Here is an 18,610-nt window from a genome sequence, read left to right as displayed (position 1 = left end):
AAATTTATAAAAACCAACACACTATTTGGTTAACGAGATCAAATGAACGCTATTTCACAAGTTACATTAAGCGTAGCAAAAAGCAACAAACCTTACACAAAACTATAACGCACAAATGAATGTTCTATGCCAGCTAAAACTTATGGAATAAAAAAACTCTTGTTAAGACCGTCAATTAGAGACAAGTTCATTATTTTTTTCGTTTTTTTATCTTAAATTGAAACAGCAAATAAGTATCCCATAATGATACGTATAATCAATACGAATGATACATATTATGAACATTGTAGTTATAAGGTGGTTAGCCGCTCTAGGTGCTCTTATCACATTGACAACATACCTATTTTTTAGTTTTTCGGCACCAGAAAAGCCGGCAAATAGCACCCGTTCAGAAACCACTATCAATCTCAAAGATATAAGCGCTCAACTCATTCAGCCGATACCAGAACCAACACTGAGTAGCCGCGAACTGAACATTGCGAAACTGGGGATGCAGATCTTTTTAGACCCTAACTTATCCTCAAATAATCGCGTTAGTTGTGAGTCTTGCCATCATATATTCGATAATGGCGCAGAAAATAGACAGGTCTCTTTAGGGGTACAAGGCCTTGGCGCTAGGAACTCTCCTACAGTCTTCAACGTTTCCCACAATTCGCGTTTTTTTTGGGACGGGAGAGCTTCTAGCCTGGAAACACAAATGGATGGTCCGGTTCACAATCCGTTAGAAATGAACACCAACTGGCAAAAAATCACACGCTATGTCGCCTCTGTTCCAACCTATAAACAGCAATTCAATGCCCAATTGAACGGCACCATTAATGAATCCACCATCAAAGAGTCCTTGATAAGTTTCATGACGGCGTTAGATACACCAGACTCACCCTTTGATTTGTTTTTGAAAGGCAATGAAACGGCTATCTCCCAAGCGGCCATAAATGGCTGGCAGCAATTTAAAATACTAGGCTGCATAGCTTGTCATCAGGGAACAAATATTGGGGGCAACCTATTTCAGAAGTTTGGTAACTTGAACGCTACCGATAAGAAAGAGTCAGACCTTGGTCGTTACAACGTCACAGGATTAGAGTCTGATATGGGAGTTTTCCGCGTTCCCAGTCTACGAAACGTGGCGAATACCGCCCCCTACTTTCACGATGGACGTGCAGAGACCTTGGAAGCTGCCATTGTTACTATGGCCTACGTTCAGCTAGGCCGAGAGCTTGAGCCTGCCACTATCTTAGAGCTAAAAGCGTTTCTCAATGCCCTCTCTGCACCACCACCTCCCGTACTCAAGGAGCTAATACCATGACTCGGCGGATACTTACCAAAAAGCGTGTTGAAACACTTTATCAAATGGCTATCGTGCTATCAGCGCTATGGCTAGTAATCAGTGTCTCTTACAGCCGAGTTAGTGATACCTATCAGCAAGCTTACCTTGCTCTATCTCATCAAATCACTCAGTCCCTTGAGGACATCTACACCTTTGACTACAACAATGAACAGTCCTATGACAATTTCTCTAATGAGTTAGTCACCATAGAACTCGAAGCTGGGAACCTCTATGACAACCTGCTGCAGAACCAACAAAGCTACCTCTCTCTTATCAGCCCGATACCCGAGCAAGGCGTACAGTTTGGACGTCATATCAAAAACCAAGTACTCGGTTTCACCCAAAGATTGGAACGCTTGCTCAGCGCTAAAGTATCCTTTGAATACTCCACCAGTACCCTAGAGGAGCTTCAGCGAGGACTGCTATCAGCATCAACTTCCGATACCGACAAACTCAAACTCTATCAATACTTCGACAATCAAATAGCACGTCAAGCGCTGACTAGTGATGCTCAAACCAACAGCACTATCCTCGCAATCGACAGCTACATTCGGCTTAACAGCCGAGTTAAAAATGAAATAGACCAAGAGAAGCAAGCACTTCTTGGCAGTGAAATTCACACCTTACTCAATGACGTCAACACCTATTGGATGACGAGAACATCCAACCTTCAAGGACACGTCGTTTTTTCCGGCGTCATGCTGTTTGTGTTTCTTGGTGGATATATCTACTGGCGTCAATGGATACAGCAATATCGCGAAGCCAAACTCAATCGTGAGCTTTTCACTAAAGAAAAAGAACGTTCTCATTTAGCCTTAGTGGTCGAGCATGCAAGCGATGCCATTATCATCACAGATAAACACGGCTTTGTTACTTGGGCAAATACGGCATTCGAGCGACTCTCAGGCTACCAAGTGAAAGAAGTCATCGGACTTAAGCCAGGTAGTTTTTTACAAGGGAAAGAAACGTCACAACAGGAAGTTGCGAACATTGCAGCACATCTGAGAAAAGGTGAGCCTGTTCAGTCTGAGCTGATTAACTATCACAAAGATGGAGCACCATATTGGATAGACATCGCGATAACGCCCATCAGGAACTATCAACAAGAAGTCGAGCAGTTCATTGCCGTAGAGCGCGACAGCAGTGTTCGAAAAAACCTAGAGCGAGATTTAAGACTTGCGGTTGATAATGCAGATGCTTCTAACAAAGCAAAGTCCACTTTCCTTGCCACCATGAGCCATGAGCTACGCACGCCGCTCAACGGCATTCTTGGAATGGCACAGATTCTCGAGTCTTCAGTCACCGAAACTCAGCATAAAGAGCAGCTCAACATTTTGCTTGAGTCTGGCAATCACTTACTTTCGTTGCTTAACGATATTCTCGATATCTCAAAAATTGAAGAAGGCAAACTTGAACTTGAGGCCATTGATTTTGCTATCAGCGATCTCTGTTCGCCCATCGTCACGACCTACTCTTCTATCTGTGCAGAAAAAGGCGTCGAGTTTGTTCTCGACAACCAGCTCGAAAGCGGTAAATCCTATCGGGGGGATAAATCCCGCATTCGCCAAGTTATTTTCAATCTACTCGGCAATGCTGTGAAATTTACCCGTGATGGCAAAGTTACCCTCACGCTCAGCAGCACCAAAACAGAAAACGGTAAGGACGAAACCCTAACTATCTCTGTAAAAGATACTGGCGTCGGCATTCCTTCAAAAAGGCTAAGCACTATCTTCGATCCCTTTACTCAAGCCGAAGCTTCGACAACGCGTAAATTTGGCGGCACAGGGCTTGGACTGGCCATCGTTAAAAAACTGGCCAACATCATGAATGGTGACGCAAGCGTAACAAGCGAACCCGGCGTTGGAAGCGAGTTTGTTGTTACCATGCAGATTAGTCCGGCAGAAGCTGTCAAAAAACAACAGAAAGCGCATGTTTCGCTTGATGATCAAGCCCTCGCTCAGTCACTCAATATCTTGCTTGTAGAAGACAACAAGGTAAATGCGCTCGTTGCAAAAACCTTCTGTATTAAGCAGGGACACAAAGTAGAAGTTGCGGTGAACGGTCAAGAGGCAGTAGAAAAAGTAAAACAAGGTCACTACGATTTAATCATTATGGATAACCACATGCCTGTTATGGATGGTATCGAAGCGACGCGAATAATACGCGAAGAACTGCATTCAAAAACGGTCATCTTCGGTTGTACCGCCGATGTCTTTAAAGAAGCTCATGACAATTTCATCGCCGCTGGCGCTAATCACATCCTGACCAAACCACTTCAAAAAGAAAGCTTTATTGACGCATTACAACAGTATCGCCATCTGCTAGTAATGCCACCCAAACACGAATCCAATAACAAGGTCGTCGAGTTGATCCGACACGACTTGTCTCAGATGTCGATATCAAACACGACCGAAGCAGAGCTTAAAGTGAGTCCTAACAACGGAAAGTCACTGCTGTCTGAAGATAGAACAAAACAGTTTAAACAAACCAGTGAAGATGCGCTCACCACACTAATCACTAGCTACTCAAGCAAAGACAAAGCAACGCTTTCAAGTACTATGAAACTATTAGATACCGAATGCAGTGCAGTTGGTCTATCTCGCGTAACAGAAAAAATGCGATCACTTCAAACCACACTCGATAGCGAAATTTGGCCTGCGCTAGAGGAGATGCAGTCACTAGTAAATCTACTTGAGGTCAATATCCATGAAGCAGTTCGAATTCTGGATAAATATCGCGATACGCGAAATCAGTCAGTGTTAAAGTCGTCTAAACTCTCTCGGTAAACGTATCAGTAGCATGACGTAGCAAGGACTAACTCATTTCAATGATTAAAGCGGTAGTATTTGATTTAGACAACACACTGGTGACATCAAACATCAACTTTCAGCAGCTAAAACTAGAACTTGCTTGCCCTGCTGATAAGGATTTATTGACCCATGTCGATGAAACCTTTTGTGATAACGAACGGCAGCAACGTATTGAGACCATACTCAAGCATGAACTCGACGATGCCGAAGCCAGTGATTTAATGGCAGGTGCACGTTCGCTGACAGATTGGTTATCAAACGAAGGCTTAAGATTTGGCATCATCACCAGAAATTGTCGTGAGGCCGCGACAAAGAAGTTAAGCGCTCATGCACTAACAATAGAAGAGCTTATCACTAGAGAAGACTTCCCCGCCAAACCTGATCCCAGTGCTCTGCTACACCTTGTGGACAAATGGCAGCTAGAGCAACACAACGTTCTTTATGTGGGCGACCATCAATACGACATTCTCACAGCGCAAAACGCTGGCTGTTTAAGCTGCTTTATTTCCAACTCAAGCCACGAGCCAGACACCTTCGGTGCAGATCTGCATTATTCATCACTGGATGGGCTTCTTGCCTATTTGCAAAAAAACTATTTACGAAAAAGCTATTTGCACAAAAGCCATTTGTAGAAAAGCTGTCTTTAGAAAGCGATTCACAGAAAGAGTAACCTTTAACCTTGCCCTTGAGAGGCTTTATTTAAGTAAAGCGCTTTGTCAGCCAGGTCGAGCAGCTCATCGTGATCAACATTATCGAGCGGAGTGCAACAAACAATGCCAACGCAATAACTCAAGGCGTAAACTGCTTGATGATTGCGATTGAACGACGCGACATTGTCATTAAACCGTGTCATTGGGAACTTGGAGTCGTTTCCTGTGGTTCCGGACATCAAGACAACAAACTCATCTCCCCCTACTCTGGCTATCACGTCAGAGTCTCTAAAACTCGCTTTTAACAATTTGGCAAATTGGCGTAGTGCCTCGTCGCCAACAGAATGCCCGAATGTATCGTTGATGGCTTTGAAGTTATTGAGATCAAACAGGGCTACTGTGTATGGCTCCGTAGAAAAGCGACATTTTTGAATCACTTTGTCGGCAAGCAATCGATAACCACGTCGATTGGAGATTTGAGTTAACTCATCAAGGGTAGAGTTTAAGTTCGCCACCAGCTCAGATTCGGCTAACTTCGCGAGATCTATCAGGTCATGAACTTGCTGATCGGTAAACAGTCTCGGTTTACTGTCTATAACACACAAGGTACCGACCTTGACACCGCCCTCTATTTTGATAGGCACGCCAGCATAAAAACGGATGTTGGGGTCACCCGTCACCAATGGATTATCGCGAAAACGTTCATCAATAGACGCATCGTGAATAATGAATGGCTCGTCACCTAAAATAGCATGGCCACAAAATGATTCTCCACGACCCGTTTGATTCGCAGCGAGTCCTACATTGGATTTGAACCACTGTGTGTCTCTGTCAACGATGGTTAACAAAGCAATATCTACATCAAACATCCGTTTTGCTAATCGCGTAACCCGATCAAAACGCTCCTCTGGCACACTGTCGATATTAAGCTGCCTAACAACTTTCAAACGGTAATCATCATCGATGGGTATAGGAGCTGGCTGCATGTGTGAGAGTTCCTTAGCATAGACGTACTAGACAAATTTGGACTGCGTACTGACACCTTTCATCACTCTCGATGCGCTTTTGAGTTTAAATTTAAAGTGTCCGCTTCTAAAATTAGTCAAGATCACGTGGGCATGCCACAAAAGCATCACATTCTTAACGTAAATTGAAATGAAAATTCGGCAGAGCTTATTGAGAAGAGTGTTAGTAGGTTGCATATTGCAAATATATTGCGGTTTGCATTTGCAATATAAGAACGCATCGAACCTTTTATGTGTAATGACGCACAAAAAGTCGGTAAATAGCTTTCGGCAAAGTTGGCACACATCATGCTACATATATTATGACTTCAGCAATGAAGTCACCTAGCCAACTGACGTTGTTAGTGAACCGATTTGTTCACACTGTTTTCGGCCGATTGATTTATCAATCGGCCTTTTCTTTATCTCAAAATCTAAGCCAATGCTTGCCTAGACAATGTGATTAGCCTTCTTGGCTAGACTCCACCTGTTGAGCCTTCTCCATTTCAGCCAACTTTTGCTCTAACTCGCGGATACGAATTTCAGCCTCTAGCTCGTCAGCGCGCTTCTCCGCATCACTGCGATTGTCTTGCTTTATCCCATCAGCTAGCGTTTCTGTACGCCCTGTTTCACGGGAATCATCCAAGTCTTTCATAGAGCCAGCAACGCCACCAGCAACACCACCAGCAACCGCGCCTTTTACAGCCAGCTCAGGTTCGCCTGTCAGTACGCCCATTGTGGCACCAAGTAAAGCACCTCCCGCTGCGCCTCTATTACGTGCTGCGTTCTCATTGTCCTTATCGAAAGCAGGTGAAGCGCAACCAGCAAGAAGAGCTAGGGTTGCAGCAGCAAAAAGTGATTTAACAGAGTTTTGAGATAGTGTCATAACGGGTTTCTCGCAGTGGTTGTGTCTACGAGAGAAAGAATACTGTTTCAATGTGCTTCAGGGAATTCACTTGTCGTTATTAGCCTGATAAGCAGGAGTTATCAGTTCGGCTAAAAATGTTCGTCTCAAACCGCAATTAAAAAAAGCCGGGTATTACTTTGAATTTTGTATCCTTAAGTAATTCCCGGCTTGTCGTTCTTGAACAATCGTTACTTAGTGAACGTTTTCAGTAGCATTTCTGTCGGCTTAACGATAGCGACGATCGTTTCATCAATGATAATCGCAGACTCGTTAATCATTGCTTGATACGCCTGTGCATCCGCTTTGCTCACGCTATCACCAGATTTCGCCTTTGATACCAAGGTTAAGCCTATTTCAGCAACCTGCTTGGTAGCTTTGGTCAGTGCCACTGTATCGACAGACGCCACGTTGGCGGCAAATACAGGCTCTGCAGCCGCTGCAGCGTTCAAAACAGTTTGGTAGTGCTGTTCTAACGCTGTTAATGCTTGCTTATCCCCTTTCTCGAACTGCTCCACCAAATCATTCATTTCATAAACGGCGTAGCTCTCAACCGGAAGGGCATCAGCAAAACGATTCAAACGCTCATGCTGATTGTAAAGGTCGCCATGGTTTTCCGTTTGAATCCATTTTTCCCAGTTACGAGCATAGTACTGCGCAGGCTCAGTATATCGCGCTAAAGCTAGTAGCGGCGTGATATCTGCGCCATTTGCTAAGCGTTGCATCATCACTCTAGAGTCCGCATGATGGCGCATCCCTAAAGAAATCTCAGACCAATTATCGATAGCACGCATACGTTTATACATGCTTGCTTCATCGGTTAGCTCTTCAGAAGACCAGAAACGCTCAGCAATTGCATAGCTGCGTGGCCAAATGCGATTTTCCATGGTTTGAGTATTGATGTTTTCCGCCCAAACAGTAATTTCACCACCGAGAATCAGCGACTGCTCCTGTTCTGTAAGTTCCGCAGGATAACCACCAGTTGGTTCAGGGATCACCGAGCCCGGCTTAGCTGAAGAGGCAACAATTTCACCCGTGGTCGGCCAACGCACGTTACCAATAAGCTGATAACTGCCTTCTGCCAACTTGTCGCCAGCAAGCTTCAAGTTGAACTCGGTGTAAGACATGAAGTTATCAAAGTGACCCTTGAAGCTTTCACCTGGGGTGTACTCAAGGATTTCAACTTCAGTACGAGATTTGCCGTTGTAATCAGTGAAGGCTCGAACGCTGCCGTCTTTAGCTTGGATGATCGTTAGCAAGCCTTTGCGAGGGCCACCTTTGGTACGTGGCTTCTCCCACTGGTAACTGACAAATCGCTCGCCTTCATGCAGTTGATCGTCAACAGTAATACCGTGAGGCATAGGGTCATTGCGGTAGTGGTAGCTAGTCGGTTGAGGTTGGTCTAGGTAGTAACCTGTCGAAAGCAGTCCCTGATATCCCTCTTGCGCTGCTCGGCCAATACTATCGTGGCCGCGCCAGCTTTGAATAACGATAGATTTAGGCAGGTCTTTGTGCCATATCTCATCCCAACCAGACATCTTCTTGCCACGCTCTTCGAGCATTTTCTCTACTTTCGCATTCAAGTAGGACTGAAGGCCGCGCTCGCCATCTAAGTTGTTTTCCTTAATAAACGCCTGAATTTCTGGATTATTTTGCCACTGTTTGTAGTTCGGCTCATCACCACCAATGTGGAAGTAGTCATCAGGGAATAACTCAACCACTTCATCAAACACGCTGCTCAGCATGGTATAGAGCTCTGGATTCGTCGGATCCATAAGCGGTTCAAATACACCCCATTCGCGCTGCTGTGGATAGCTTTGTTCGCCTAAACCAGACATCAGCTCTGGATAAGCATGTGCAACCGCTGATGCGTGACCAGGTAGCGAGATTTCCGGCACTACACGGATACCCAACTCACGAGCATAATCAACAACATAGCGAATCTGATCTTTGGTGTAGTAGTCACCATCTGTGGTTTTCTCCCACAGCTTAGTGTAGTTATCAAGCTGAATGCGAATGCCTTGGTCGTCCCAAATATGCCAGTGGAACACGTTCATCTTCGCAGACGCCATAGCATCCAACTGACGCAAAATCACTTCCATCTCAATAAAGTGACGTGATGTGTCATAAGAGACCCCACGCCAGCGAAAACGTGGTTCGTCTTCTACATAGATAGCCGGTACTGAGTATCCGATGGCGTCTGTTTTTACTAGCTGAAGGATAGTCTCGATACCACGAATCGCACCATAAGGGCGGTTGGCTTTAAGCACGATCTGACCATTCTGAACATCCAGCGTATAGGACTCATCAGCATTGATATCTTGCACTGCCGATTTTGGCGCTTGGTCGATATCAATCACTAAGGTTGCTTCACTAGCGCTTTCCGCTTGCCAGTTCAGTGTCGGAAGACCCGTTTGACGCTCAATACGATTAACAAAACGTTTTGCGGTCGCTTCCACGCGCTCAGAGTTAAAACCTTTGATGAAAATACTAAAGTCTTTGTCGATGACGACAGCGCCCTGTCTTAGCTCCACAGTTTGTGGATAAGGCATTAGATTCAGATCTGTATTCGGTGCCATAGCCCATGCCGTTGATGTTAGTGTGCCTGCAATTAATAGAGAGACGAGTTTTTTGTTCATGACTACTTCCTTAGAAAACAAAATTTAGACCAATGCGATAGCGCCACTCTGTCGCGCCTTTGTTGGGTTCGGGGATATAAATGTTCTTATCAGCGTCGACAATTTCCGCATATGGGCGCATAAAGCTTGAGTATTTGTACATAAACTTCACTGTATGTTCGCGAGCCGTTTGCTCACCGTTGGCAAGTTCGCCTGGATGATTAGTGATCTGGTCAAAGTAGGTATAGGCATACGACAGCGTAAATTTGTCGTTGCTGTATCCTGTCCACACGTCGTAACGATTTCGTTTGATGGTCTCCAACTCGCCTGCTGCATTTTGAGCTTCGGCACTGGAGAAGTCATAACGATATCGACCGTGAATAAAGAAGCCGTTATCGAAGTTGTAGTTCAGCTTTAGATACGGCATGTAAAAGGTGTTTGAACTTAGGAAGTTAAGTGTAATACCTGGGTTCAAAGTGAAGTTGTCATTCACACCGTAAGTGTAGTAGTTGGTCACCTCAGTATTAGATAGACGTAGGTTACTACCAAAGCTATCAGCGTAAGTGCCGTGGTTAATATTGGTCAGCATTTCAATGCCATAGCCGTTATCAAAATGATGACCAAGAATGACTCGGCTGCGATGTCTATCAGACGGGTCTCTATATTCGTGGCGTAAGTCTAAATAGGTAGTGGATGCCAAAGCTGATGAAGACATCAGTACTAACAAAGGGTAGATACACTGTTTTTTCATTATTTTTTTGTCTTAATGGGGGAGAAATGTTTTAGAGTCAGGGTGTCTTGGGCTACACCCTGACTTAGAGTGTGATTACTCGGTAACTGGCGTAGTCGTCGTTGTACTGCCCGATTCGCCGCCTTGTTCCATTTGCGCACGCTCTGCATCTAAGATGGCTTGCGCTTCTTCTGGAGAAACCATGTTTCTTGGGGTGAATAAGCTCACAGCAACGCCCGCTAGTGTTGCAACCGCTACAGATGGAATCACAGGGTTACCCCAATAAGCGGACAAGCTTGGGCTAAGGATGACAGTGAACGAGGCCGCCGATGCACCCACCAAGGTTGCGATAGCACCTTGCCAGGTGTAACGCTTCCAGAAACGTCCTAGCATGCCGCAGACGAACATGCCTGACATCACGGTAGAGATCATCTTGGTGATGTAGCCAATGATGTCATTCGACGTCAGTGCGAATAGTAGAGCAAAGCCAATCACCACGACCAAAGCGAGTCTTGAGTAGTTCATCATCGATTCTTTGTTTGGTACGCGCCCTGTGAACATCACGTAGACATCACGCAGCAGAATCGACACACCAGCAATGGCATCAGAGCTCGCACTTGACATGGTTGCAGACAGACCCGCAATCAGAACAATCATGCCGATACCCACAGGCAATACCGTTGCCGCAATGTATGGGAACGCAAAGTTTGGATTATCAAGGCTTGGGTCAATCGCATGTGCCGCCATACCAATGATGGCTGGAATGATAGAGAAGAACAGATACAGCACGCCAGAGAGCACAAACGAGCGACGAATCGTTGAAACATCCTTACCAGAGTAGATACGTTGGCGGAAAGAAGGCGTTGCTAACACTCCCACACCAACCACAACAGCGAGTGAAATCGCAGGGATAATGCCTAGCTTCTCGATAGCCAGGAAGCTGGTTGCTGCTGGATCCATTGCCGCATATAAGTTATCCAGTCCACCAATGTGCTGAACCGATAGCACCGCCATTAGAATGAAACCAACGAACAGGATGACAGCTTGAATCGTGTCAGTCCAAACCACCGCAGTATAACCACCGATCACCACGTAGATAGTGAATGCCGCAGCAATAATGACCTTAGCCACATTGAGATCAATGTCAGCAATCCAGGCGAGGTACATGCCGCCACCAAGAATGTGGGCACCTAACCAACCAATGGAAGCGATAAAAATCAGCACTCCAACTAGGTTTTTTACTACGCGGTTTGCACCCACGTAATAAGACAGCTCTTCACTCATGGTCATAAAATTGAGACGACGTACAGGGGCAAACCATAGAGCAAGAAGCAGAATACCAAGTGCGCCACCAATACCATACAAAGCACCAGCCCAGCCGTTCGCGTAGCCAAAGCCAACCGCGCCCATACTAGAGCCAGTACCCACCATGGTCGCGACGGTCGTACCCAACACTAGGAACAGTGGTAGACCACGCCCACCAAGTAGAAAATCTTCACCTGACTTTTGGTTGCGGGATACAAACCACCCTAACCAAATAAGGAAACACACATATACCCCAAAACTGGATAAAAATAGTGTACTGTTCATTGAACTACCTCCAGAGATATAAGCAGATAAGACACTGCTTACTTTTACGTTATTTATATCGAAAAGTAATTACATTATGTGATCAGAATGTCATTGTTATTTTTATTGATAAGGGCATCGCAAAATGCCCTTAATAATGTTGCTTACTGTTGAATATTTATTTTATCGGCGATCTTCGCGATAGCAGGTTACATCGACTTCAACCTTTACATCGACCACAAGGTCACACACCATGCAAATTCGCGCTGGCGGGTTAGCACCGAAGAACTCTTTGAACACTTTGTTGAAAGATTGGAAATAGCGTGAGTCTGTTAGCACTACTTTCACATGCACGACATCTTCAAGGCCGTAACCCGCTTCTTCCATAATGTCGACACAGTTTTGAATCGCTAAACGCGACTGATCAACAATACCACCTTCAACAACTTCGCCATCTGTCATCGGTGTTTGACCCGACACATAGAGAAAGCCACCGGCTTCTGTTGCACGAGCAAAGGGTAAATGTTGTCCGCCAGTACCGGTTCCACCTTCTACACCATAGCGTTTAATTGTCATTGTTTACTCCAGTTTGTTACTTCTTATTTAAATGTTACACATCTCGAATAGTGTTTATTCAAGAGCAATTAGTGCCATCTCTATATATAAATCGACCAAATCTTTTGTTGGCGACTAATTTATTCTGATAGCTGATATTTCCGTTTACGAATACACATTCAATTCCGTCTGCGACGGAAATTGGTGATTCAAACGTCGCGGTATCGCGAACGTTATGTTTATTAAATAAAACCAAATCAGCAAACGCGCCTTCTTTAATAACGCCTCTATTTGCCAGGTTATAGCGCTTCGCCGACATTCCCGTCATTTTGTACACTGCTTCCTCAAGAGGAAATAGGCCGCGATCTTTGCAGTAATGGTTAAGAACTTTCGGGAAAGTGCCCCAAAGCCTTGGGTGTGGATGAGGATCGTTTGGCAACCCATCTGATCCCACCATAGTGAGCTTATGCTTAAGCACTCGCTCGACATCTGCTTCATCCATACAGTGATACACAGCACCGGCTGGTTGAATGGCTTTAGCCGCTTCCATCAATGGCAGTTCCATTTGGTTAGCGATGTCAGCAAGGAGCTGCCCCGCATACTCAGGTTTTGTTTCAGACCAAGTGATGAAAATATCGAAGTCATCGGTCACTTGTTTTAAATCAAGCGTTGATGAGCTTGCTGAATAGGGGTAACAATCACAGGAAACATCTTGGTGCTGAGCCGTTTTTTCGAGCAAATCGAGAACTTCAACGGTTCTTCCCCAGTTACCAGCGCCTGCACATTTCAAGTGAGAAATAACCACAGGGACACGGGCATGTTGCCCCGTTTCAAAAGCCTCTTCCATCGCACTCAATATTTCTTCAAATTCAGTGCGCATATGAGTGGTATAGATGCCGCCAAACTCAGCCAATACCTCTGCTAGTCGCATCACTTCACTGGCGGTTGCCTGCTTAGCGCTGGCATAGGCCAAGCCAGAGCTCAATCCCAGCGCACCTTCGGACATCGCTTGAGCTAAGGCAGTTTGCATCGCCTGAAGCTCATCTTCTGAGGCTTCACGAAGCAGCTCATCCATCACGTTATTGCGAAGTGTGGTGTGCCCTATCAAGGCAGCAACATTCACCGCAGGCTCCGCTTGCTCAACCGCAGTCGCGTATTCAGCAAACGTTGGGTACTTAAAGTCTTCTTGCTTGCCCAATAGATTCATCGGGTCTGGCGGTGCAACGTGTAACGTTGCCGGTGATGCACTTATGCCGCAGTTACCAACAATCACCGTTGTCACGCCTTGACTGATTTTCGGCAAGCAATCTGGGTAGCGAATAACATTGGTATCATCGTGAGTGTGAACATCAATAAAACCAGGACTGAGCACCTGACCCTGGCCGTCGATGATCGTGCTCGCCTCAAAGCCAGCAAGATCACCAATTTTAGCGATGCGATCTTGCTTAATAGCCAGATCGGCATGGTAGGACGCCTCATTGGTTCCATCGACGATTTCTACATTTTTTATAATAGTGTCGAACAACATGACCTTATCTCTCGTCTTCACGCTTTCCATGACACCTATGTTAGAAATTACCCCCATAAAACTCAGTGACAAATTACACAAAAACATCAATAAAGTTTGATAGTTTCTAACATGGTAAGTATCATAAATACCATCAACCATTATTAATCAACAACTTAAATCATGTTAGTGTGAGGATTAAAATGAATAATCTATTTAAAAAAGATAGAAACAATCACAGAAGCCATGCGTTGGGATATGCAATTGGTCAAAAAGGAATGGCGTGCTGCGACCAAGAAGTGCCCAGTTACAGCTTACCTAAAGAAGAAATTAGCTTGCCTGCAGCCGTGATTAAGCGCAGTCATTTAGAAAATAACATGCAGTGGATGCAAAAATTTGCCAACCATCACGGCGTTAAACTTTGTCCACATGGCAAAACAACCATGACTCCGGAATTTTTCCGTCAGCAGCAGGAGTGTGGTGCTTGGGGTGTGACGGTCGCCACCGCCCCACAAGTTGAAGTGGCCGCTCACTGTGGTATCACCAACATCATGATGGCCAACCAACTCGTAGGCAAAGCCAACATGGCCATGATTCATCGAGTACGACGAGATACCGATGCTCGCGTGATGGTATGTGTAGATTCAAAACAAAATATTCAGAAGTTGCAGCACTATTTTGAACACGCTAACAGCTCAATCGACGTTCTGATTGAATATGGCGTTGCAGGCGGTCGCTGCGGCTGCCGCACAGTCGATGAAGTCGTCGCGCTTGCTCAGTTTATAACCGATATGCCAAACGTTAATTTGGTGGGGATTGAAGTCTATGAGGGCGTGATCCACGGTGGCGATGAAGAAGCCCGTGTCCGTCAGTTTCTTGCCAATACTCTTGAGTTAGCCGGTCAGTTAGTTGCAGACAATCTACTGCCTGAAAAACCGATCGTCACAGGTGCTGGCTCAGCATGGTACGACGTGGTCGCGGAAGAATTTGCCCACCTCGACGCCTTTGATGCCATTTTACGCCCTGGTTGCTACGTCATTCATGACACTGGTATCTATCTAGATGCCCAGCATAAAGTGATGCGACGTGCTGAGAAAAACCAGGGTTTTGCTTGTGAGCTTGGCGGCGATCTCTCTTCCGCTTTAGAGGTTTGGGCGTATGTCATTTCTCGCCCTGAAGCCACAAAAGCCATCATAGGTTTAGGCAAGCGCGATGTCGCATTCGACGCAGGGCTTCCTATTCCTGAGCGAATCTATCGCGATGGTGAACAAATAGATACAGCAGGCCTTGTGGCGACGGATGTGATGGATCAACACACATTTTTGTCGGTTCCAGAGGACTGCGATCTCCAAGTTGGTGATATGATTGCCTTTTCAACATCGCACCCTTGCCTAACCTTTGATAAATGGCGCTACATTGCCATTAGCGATGACCAGCATAATGTCGAACATTGGGTCGAGACAGCATTCTAGAGGGAACATTTTGAGCGTAGAAATAGACATTATTTCTCAAATCACGGAGCGCTACAGTGCGCTTCGTGACGCAGAAAAAAAGGTCGCAGACCTTATTACAGATGATGTAAGCAGCGCTGCCAACGCCAGTATTACGGAACTCGCAGAGCAAGCAAGCGTGAGCGAAGCTACCATCACTCGCTTTGCAAAAGCCGTGGGATGCAAAAATGTTCGCGACCTTAAAATCAAACTGGCGCAATCACTTGCGGTAGGCCAGCGCTTTATTATTGAGCCGCCGGTGCAGACTGGTCATCAAGGCATTTACGAGTCCATCAAACAGGCTTTGGACATCAACCGAGCGCTTATTAACGAAGCAGACATCAGCAAGGCGGCGGAATTACTTCACTCAGCAAGGCAAATCATTGCGATTGGCGTCGGTGGTGGCTCAACCATCACCTCACAAGAGCTGCAGCATCGTCTGTTTAGACTTGGCTACCCAGTAGTGTCATACAATGATGGATTGCTCACTCGCATGGTGGCGGCAACAGCCGATGCCAATGACGTGATGGTGGTGATATCGGCGACGGGTCACACACCAATCGTGGTCGAAACGGCTGAAACTGCAAAGCAATATGGCGTCCCTGTGATTGCTATTACCCCTTCAGGCTCACCACTGGCGAACCTTAGCGATCTTGTTCTGCCTATCGTTCACAAAGAAACCGATTTTATTTACAAACCATCTGCGTCACGCTATGCGATGCTTGCCTTAGTTGACGTAATCGCTATGGAGCTCGCAGTAAACCACAAGCGCCGCTCTCGCGACCGCCTTCGCCGCTTAAAGCTTGCCTTAGATACCCACAGAACCGGAAGCGATCGCCAGCCATTGGGCGACTAATTACTGCTTCAACTCCCCCCACCAAACATGAACATCTTTTTGAACCAATGTTCATGTTTGGTTCATATTCCTTAGCGTAGTATTTCGATATAAAGGAGCGATACCAGTAAAGGATGCCCATAAAGACTCGTCCATTTTTGCATTCGGTTTATTACAAAGAGGTCATTATGAAACAAGCACTCCTAACCATTAGCGCACTATTTATCGGTTTTGTGGCAATGATGTTCAGCCTACTAATGGCAATCCCAATGGCCATTGCTGCATTCATCACTGGCAACCGTATTAAAAAGCAGTTAGACAAAGAATTTGCCCGTCAGCGCGAGGCACAAGGCCAAACCGCAAACGGCAATACTATCGAGGGTGAATATGAAGAAGTTTCGTCCAAGTGAATCTAAACGCGAAAAACTATCGCGTCACAAGCGAAAGTTGGTGGCGTTAGCGTTTTATCTGTCTGCTTTTATTACTGCCGGCATCATTGGCTGCTCAACGAAAAACGAAAACCCTTCGTTTTCTCATGCGCCAAGCCTACCTAGCTACCAACAGTCAAATTACCAAGACTATGTTGACGAAACTCAGCAGTGGCTAGCCGAGCATCGCGTCTACAAGACTGATGATCACACGCTAGAAGTGGCACTCAACAGCCCTTTCGAAGTTGTTCCTGAAAACCCAAACGGCGAGGCCGTACTATTAGTGCACGGCCTTGGCGATTCTCCCTACTCTTTTCGTGATATCGCTAACCATCTTGCCAAACGGGGTTATCTCGTTAGAGCGATATTACTTCCTGGCCACGGCAGTAAAGTGGGCGATCTCATTCTACCAAGCTATGAAGATTGGCATGGTGTCGTTGAGCACCACACTGCCCTCTTGTTAGACGAGTACCCATCTATTTGGCTCGGTGGCTATTCTACCGGAGCTAACCTAGTGACTAGTAAGGCACTGCAAGATGACCGCATTTCTGGGCTTCTGCTATTTTCCCCAGCCTTTGAGCCCAGCTCTACCGCGGTTAAATATGCAAGCTTTGTAAGCGTATTTGTACAATGGGCGGATAAAGACCCTGAAGACAACATTCTTCGCTACAATTCTCTGCCGATGAATGGAGCTGCAGTCTATTACGAAACCGTTAGCCAAGTACAAAAGCAATTAGATAAACACCAGTTCGATAAACCCACAGTGATGGTGTTGAGCGAAGGCGATAGCGTTGTTGACACAAAAGCCGCGGTAGGTTGGTTCAATAGCCATTTTTCAAATCCAAATAACAAGCTGATTTGGCAGGGCGACAATGCGCCACAAGTTAGCGGAACGATCGCTCAAACCATGCGCCTCCCTAAGTTTCGTGTCTCCAATGGATCGCACATGGGAATGTTGTTTAGCCCAGAAAATCCATACTATGGGACTCAAGGAACAGTGCGCATTTGTGACAATGGTCAATCCGAAGAGGCCTATACAGCTTGCCTAAATGGAGAACCAATGTGGTATTCCTCATACGGCTATCAAGAGCTAGGAAAGATCCACGCTCGTTTAACATTTAACCCCTACTTCAACCAAATGTCTGAGATTATTGACACCGTTATGAACAGTGAACATCATTACGAACAGACAGCCAGTGCAAAGAAATAGACAGCGCTCGCTACTTTTTATCTCCTTCGATCGCACTTTTGTCTAGCGGAGCACATTATTGACTGGGCTTCGTCCAACTCGCTGTAAAATCTACTAGTATCGCTATATAGCTGTGCTCGAGTCACGTTTAAGCGTAGAGTCATCGAGATAGTTTGAGCACATAGTTGACAGTCATCTGAGGTCAAAATTATGAAGAAAATAGCGGTTATTCTGAGCGGTTCCGGCGTCTTTGATGGTGCCGAGATTCACGAGTCTGTATTGGCCTTACACGCCATTGAGAAGGCTGGAGCGACGTGGCATTGTTTTGCGCCAAACGTAGAGCAATATCATGTTATTAACCATATCACTGGCGAGGAAATGGCAGAGTCGCGCAATGTCTTGGTTGAAGCGGCGCGAATTGCACGTGGCAGTATTGAAGATGTCGAAAAACTGAATGTTGACGACTACGACGCGCTGCTTGTACCAGGCGGCTTCGGCGCAGCCAAAAACCTGACCGACTTTGCCATCAATGGTGCTGAGTGTTCCATTAACGCAGGTGTTGCATCTGCTTGCCGAGCTTTCAAGCAAGCGAATAAGCCTGCGGGTTACTTGTGCATTGCCCCTGTTATTATCCCGATGATTTACCCCGAATCTGTGTCCGGTACCATCGGCAGCGATACAGGTACGGCTGAAGGCTTTAATGCGCTTGGTGGACGCCATATTGAGTGTGCCGTAAACGATTTTGTCTATGATGAGAGCAATAAAGTCCTCTCAACGCCAGCCTATATGCTCGCAAGCAGTATCTCAGAAGCGGCGAGTGGCATAGACAAGCTGGTAAGTAAGCTGGTTTCATTGGCCTAACAGCTAAGAACTAATAGAATTACCTACACCAAATCAATTAATTAACATGGTGTAGGTGACTTTATTAATGTCAGTATTTTGTAACATTCTACATCCCTCTGTCTGCAAAAGTTTCAATCTCCTTCGAGCTCAC

At 45.8% G+C, this 18,610-nt stretch carries 15 protein-coding genes; 8 read left to right on the top strand and 7 right to left on the bottom strand.

Annotated features, from left to right (window positions below; all coding sequences use genetic code 11):
- Positions 1–277 precede the first annotated feature (277 nt).
- The 3 genes from PG915_RS21075 to PG915_RS21065 are packed head-to-tail and all read left to right on the top strand — an operon-like array spanning position 278 to position 4,769.
- Positions 278–1,306: a cytochrome-c peroxidase gene (locus PG915_RS21075; protein ID WP_353498954.1), complete on the top strand. Its 1,029-nt coding sequence runs from the start codon at positions 278–280 to the stop codon at positions 1,304–1,306.
- Positions 1,303–4,113, top strand: a complete 2,811-nt coding sequence (locus PG915_RS21070) for a PAS domain-containing hybrid sensor histidine kinase/response regulator (RefSeq protein WP_353498953.1) — start codon at positions 1,303–1,305, stop codon at positions 4,111–4,113. The genes PG915_RS21075 and PG915_RS21070 overlap by 4 nt, the downstream gene beginning before the upstream one ends.
- 41 nt (positions 4,114–4,154) lie before the next feature.
- On the top strand, positions 4,155–4,769 hold the full coding sequence (locus PG915_RS21065; RefSeq protein WP_353498952.1) for an HAD family hydrolase: 615 nt from the start codon (positions 4,155–4,157) through the stop codon (positions 4,767–4,769).
- A 41-nt stretch (positions 4,770–4,810) separates the two neighbouring features.
- On the opposite strand, the gene PG915_RS21060 is transcribed toward PG915_RS21065, so the two are convergent.
- The 7 genes from PG915_RS21060 to PG915_RS21030 all read right to left on the bottom strand — a co-directional run bounded on the left by PG915_RS21060 (position 4,811) and on the right by PG915_RS21030 (position 13,695).
- A complete protein-coding gene (locus PG915_RS21060) occupies positions 4,811–5,773 on the bottom strand; it encodes a sensor domain-containing diguanylate cyclase (protein ID WP_353498951.1) in 963 nt (320 codons plus the stop codon).
- A gap of 481 nt (positions 5,774–6,254) precedes the next feature.
- A complete protein-coding gene (locus PG915_RS21055; RefSeq protein ID WP_353498950.1) occupies positions 6,255–6,677 on the bottom strand; it encodes a glycine zipper domain-containing protein in 423 nt (140 codons plus the stop codon).
- Positions 6,678–6,886: 209 nt separating this feature from the next.
- Complete coding sequence (locus PG915_RS21050; RefSeq protein ID WP_353498949.1) at positions 6,887–9,334, bottom strand: family 20 glycosylhydrolase; 2,448 nt, start codon at positions 9,332–9,334, stop codon at positions 6,887–6,889.
- A 10-nt stretch (positions 9,335–9,344) separates the two neighbouring features.
- Positions 9,345–10,064, bottom strand: a complete 720-nt coding sequence (locus PG915_RS21045) for an oligogalacturonate-specific porin KdgM family protein (protein ID WP_353498948.1) — start codon at positions 10,062–10,064, stop codon at positions 9,345–9,347.
- A gap of 75 nt (positions 10,065–10,139) precedes the next feature.
- Positions 10,140–11,633, bottom strand: coding sequence for a sodium:solute symporter family protein (locus PG915_RS21040; protein ID WP_353498947.1), 1,494 nt, complete (start codon positions 11,631–11,633; stop codon positions 10,140–10,142).
- 162 nt (positions 11,634–11,795) lie between these two features.
- Positions 11,796–12,188: a RidA family protein gene (locus PG915_RS21035; protein ID WP_042501660.1), complete on the bottom strand. Its 393-nt coding sequence runs from the start codon at positions 12,186–12,188 to the stop codon at positions 11,796–11,798.
- 58 nt (positions 12,189–12,246) lie between these two features.
- Complete coding sequence (locus PG915_RS21030) at positions 12,247–13,695, bottom strand: N-acyl-D-amino-acid deacylase family protein (protein ID WP_353500181.1); 1,449 nt, start codon at positions 13,693–13,695, stop codon at positions 12,247–12,249.
- A 182-nt stretch (positions 13,696–13,877) separates the two neighbouring features.
- Between PG915_RS21030 and PG915_RS21025 the strand changes: the two genes are divergently transcribed.
- From PG915_RS21025 to elbB, 5 genes are all read left to right on the top strand, one after another.
- Positions 13,878–15,146, top strand: a complete 1,269-nt coding sequence (locus PG915_RS21025) for an amino acid deaminase (RefSeq protein WP_420884626.1) — start codon at positions 13,878–13,880, stop codon at positions 15,144–15,146.
- Positions 15,147–15,156: 10 nt separating this feature from the next.
- Positions 15,157–16,020, top strand: a complete 864-nt coding sequence (locus tag PG915_RS21020; protein WP_112463053.1) for an SIS domain-containing protein — start codon at positions 15,157–15,159, stop codon at positions 16,018–16,020.
- A 167-nt stretch (positions 16,021–16,187) separates the two neighbouring features.
- On the top strand, positions 16,188–16,409 hold the full coding sequence (locus tag PG915_RS21015; RefSeq protein ID WP_042501664.1) for a hypothetical protein: 222 nt from the start codon (positions 16,188–16,190) through the stop codon (positions 16,407–16,409).
- Positions 16,387–17,637 carry an alpha/beta hydrolase gene (locus PG915_RS21010; protein ID WP_353498946.1) on the top strand — a complete coding sequence of 417 codons (1,251 nt, stop codon included), beginning with the start codon at positions 16,387–16,389 and terminating at the stop codon, positions 17,635–17,637. The genes PG915_RS21015 and PG915_RS21010 overlap by 23 nt, the downstream gene beginning before the upstream one ends.
- A gap of 189 nt (positions 17,638–17,826) precedes the next feature.
- Complete coding sequence (gene elbB, locus PG915_RS21005) at positions 17,827–18,477, top strand: isoprenoid biosynthesis glyoxalase ElbB (RefSeq protein WP_353498945.1); 651 nt, start codon at positions 17,827–17,829, stop codon at positions 18,475–18,477.
- Positions 18,478–18,610 lie beyond the last annotated feature (133 nt).

Origin of the sequence: Vibrio sp. CB1-14 (genome assembly GCF_040412085.2) — a bacterium.
Lineage (GTDB): Bacteria > Pseudomonadota > Gammaproteobacteria > Enterobacterales > Vibrionaceae > Vibrio > Vibrio chaetopteri.
Note: the sequence above shows the minus strand (reverse complement) of the source record. Positions and strands in the feature narration are given on the sequence as shown.

Excerpts from the sequence above, each read along its gene's own strand:
- PG915_RS21015 (WP_042501664.1), top strand. The coding sequence starts at position 16,188 with ATGAAACAAGCACTCCTAACCATTAGCGCACTATTTATCGGTTTTGTG.
- PG915_RS21060 (WP_353498951.1), bottom strand. The coding sequence starts at position 5,773 with ATGCAGCCAGCTCCTATACCCATCGATGATGATTACCGTTTGAAAGTT.
- PG915_RS21070 (WP_353498953.1), top strand. The coding sequence starts at position 1,303 with ATGACTCGGCGGATACTTACCAAAAAGCGTGTTGAAACACTTTATCAA.
- PG915_RS21055 (WP_353498950.1), bottom strand. The coding sequence starts at position 6,677 with ATGACACTATCTCAAAACTCTGTTAAATCACTTTTTGCTGCTGCAACC.
- PG915_RS21045 (WP_353498948.1), bottom strand. The coding sequence starts at position 10,064 with ATGAAAAAACAGTGTATCTACCCTTTGTTAGTACTGATGTCTTCATCA.
- PG915_RS21030 (WP_353500181.1), bottom strand. The coding sequence starts at position 13,695 with ATGTTGTTCGACACTATTATAAAAAATGTAGAAATCGTCGATGGAACC.
- PG915_RS21025 (WP_420884626.1), top strand. The coding sequence starts at position 13,878 with ATGAATAATCTATTTAAAAAAGATAGAAACAATCACAGAAGCCATGCG.
- PG915_RS21075 (WP_353498954.1), top strand. The coding sequence starts at position 278 with ATGAACATTGTAGTTATAAGGTGGTTAGCCGCTCTAGGTGCTCTTATC.
- PG915_RS21010 (WP_353498946.1), top strand. The coding sequence starts at position 16,387 with ATGAAGAAGTTTCGTCCAAGTGAATCTAAACGCGAAAAACTATCGCGT.
- PG915_RS21065 (WP_353498952.1), top strand. The coding sequence starts at position 4,155 with ATGATTAAAGCGGTAGTATTTGATTTAGACAACACACTGGTGACATCA.
- PG915_RS21050 (WP_353498949.1), bottom strand. The coding sequence starts at position 9,334 with ATGAACAAAAAACTCGTCTCTCTATTAATTGCAGGCACACTAACATCA.
- PG915_RS21035 (WP_042501660.1), bottom strand. The coding sequence starts at position 12,188 with ATGACAATTAAACGCTATGGTGTAGAAGGTGGAACCGGTACTGGCGGA.
- elbB (WP_353498945.1), top strand. The coding sequence starts at position 17,827 with ATGAAGAAAATAGCGGTTATTCTGAGCGGTTCCGGCGTCTTTGATGGT.
- PG915_RS21040 (WP_353498947.1), bottom strand. The coding sequence starts at position 11,633 with ATGAACAGTACACTATTTTTATCCAGTTTTGGGGTATATGTGTGTTTC.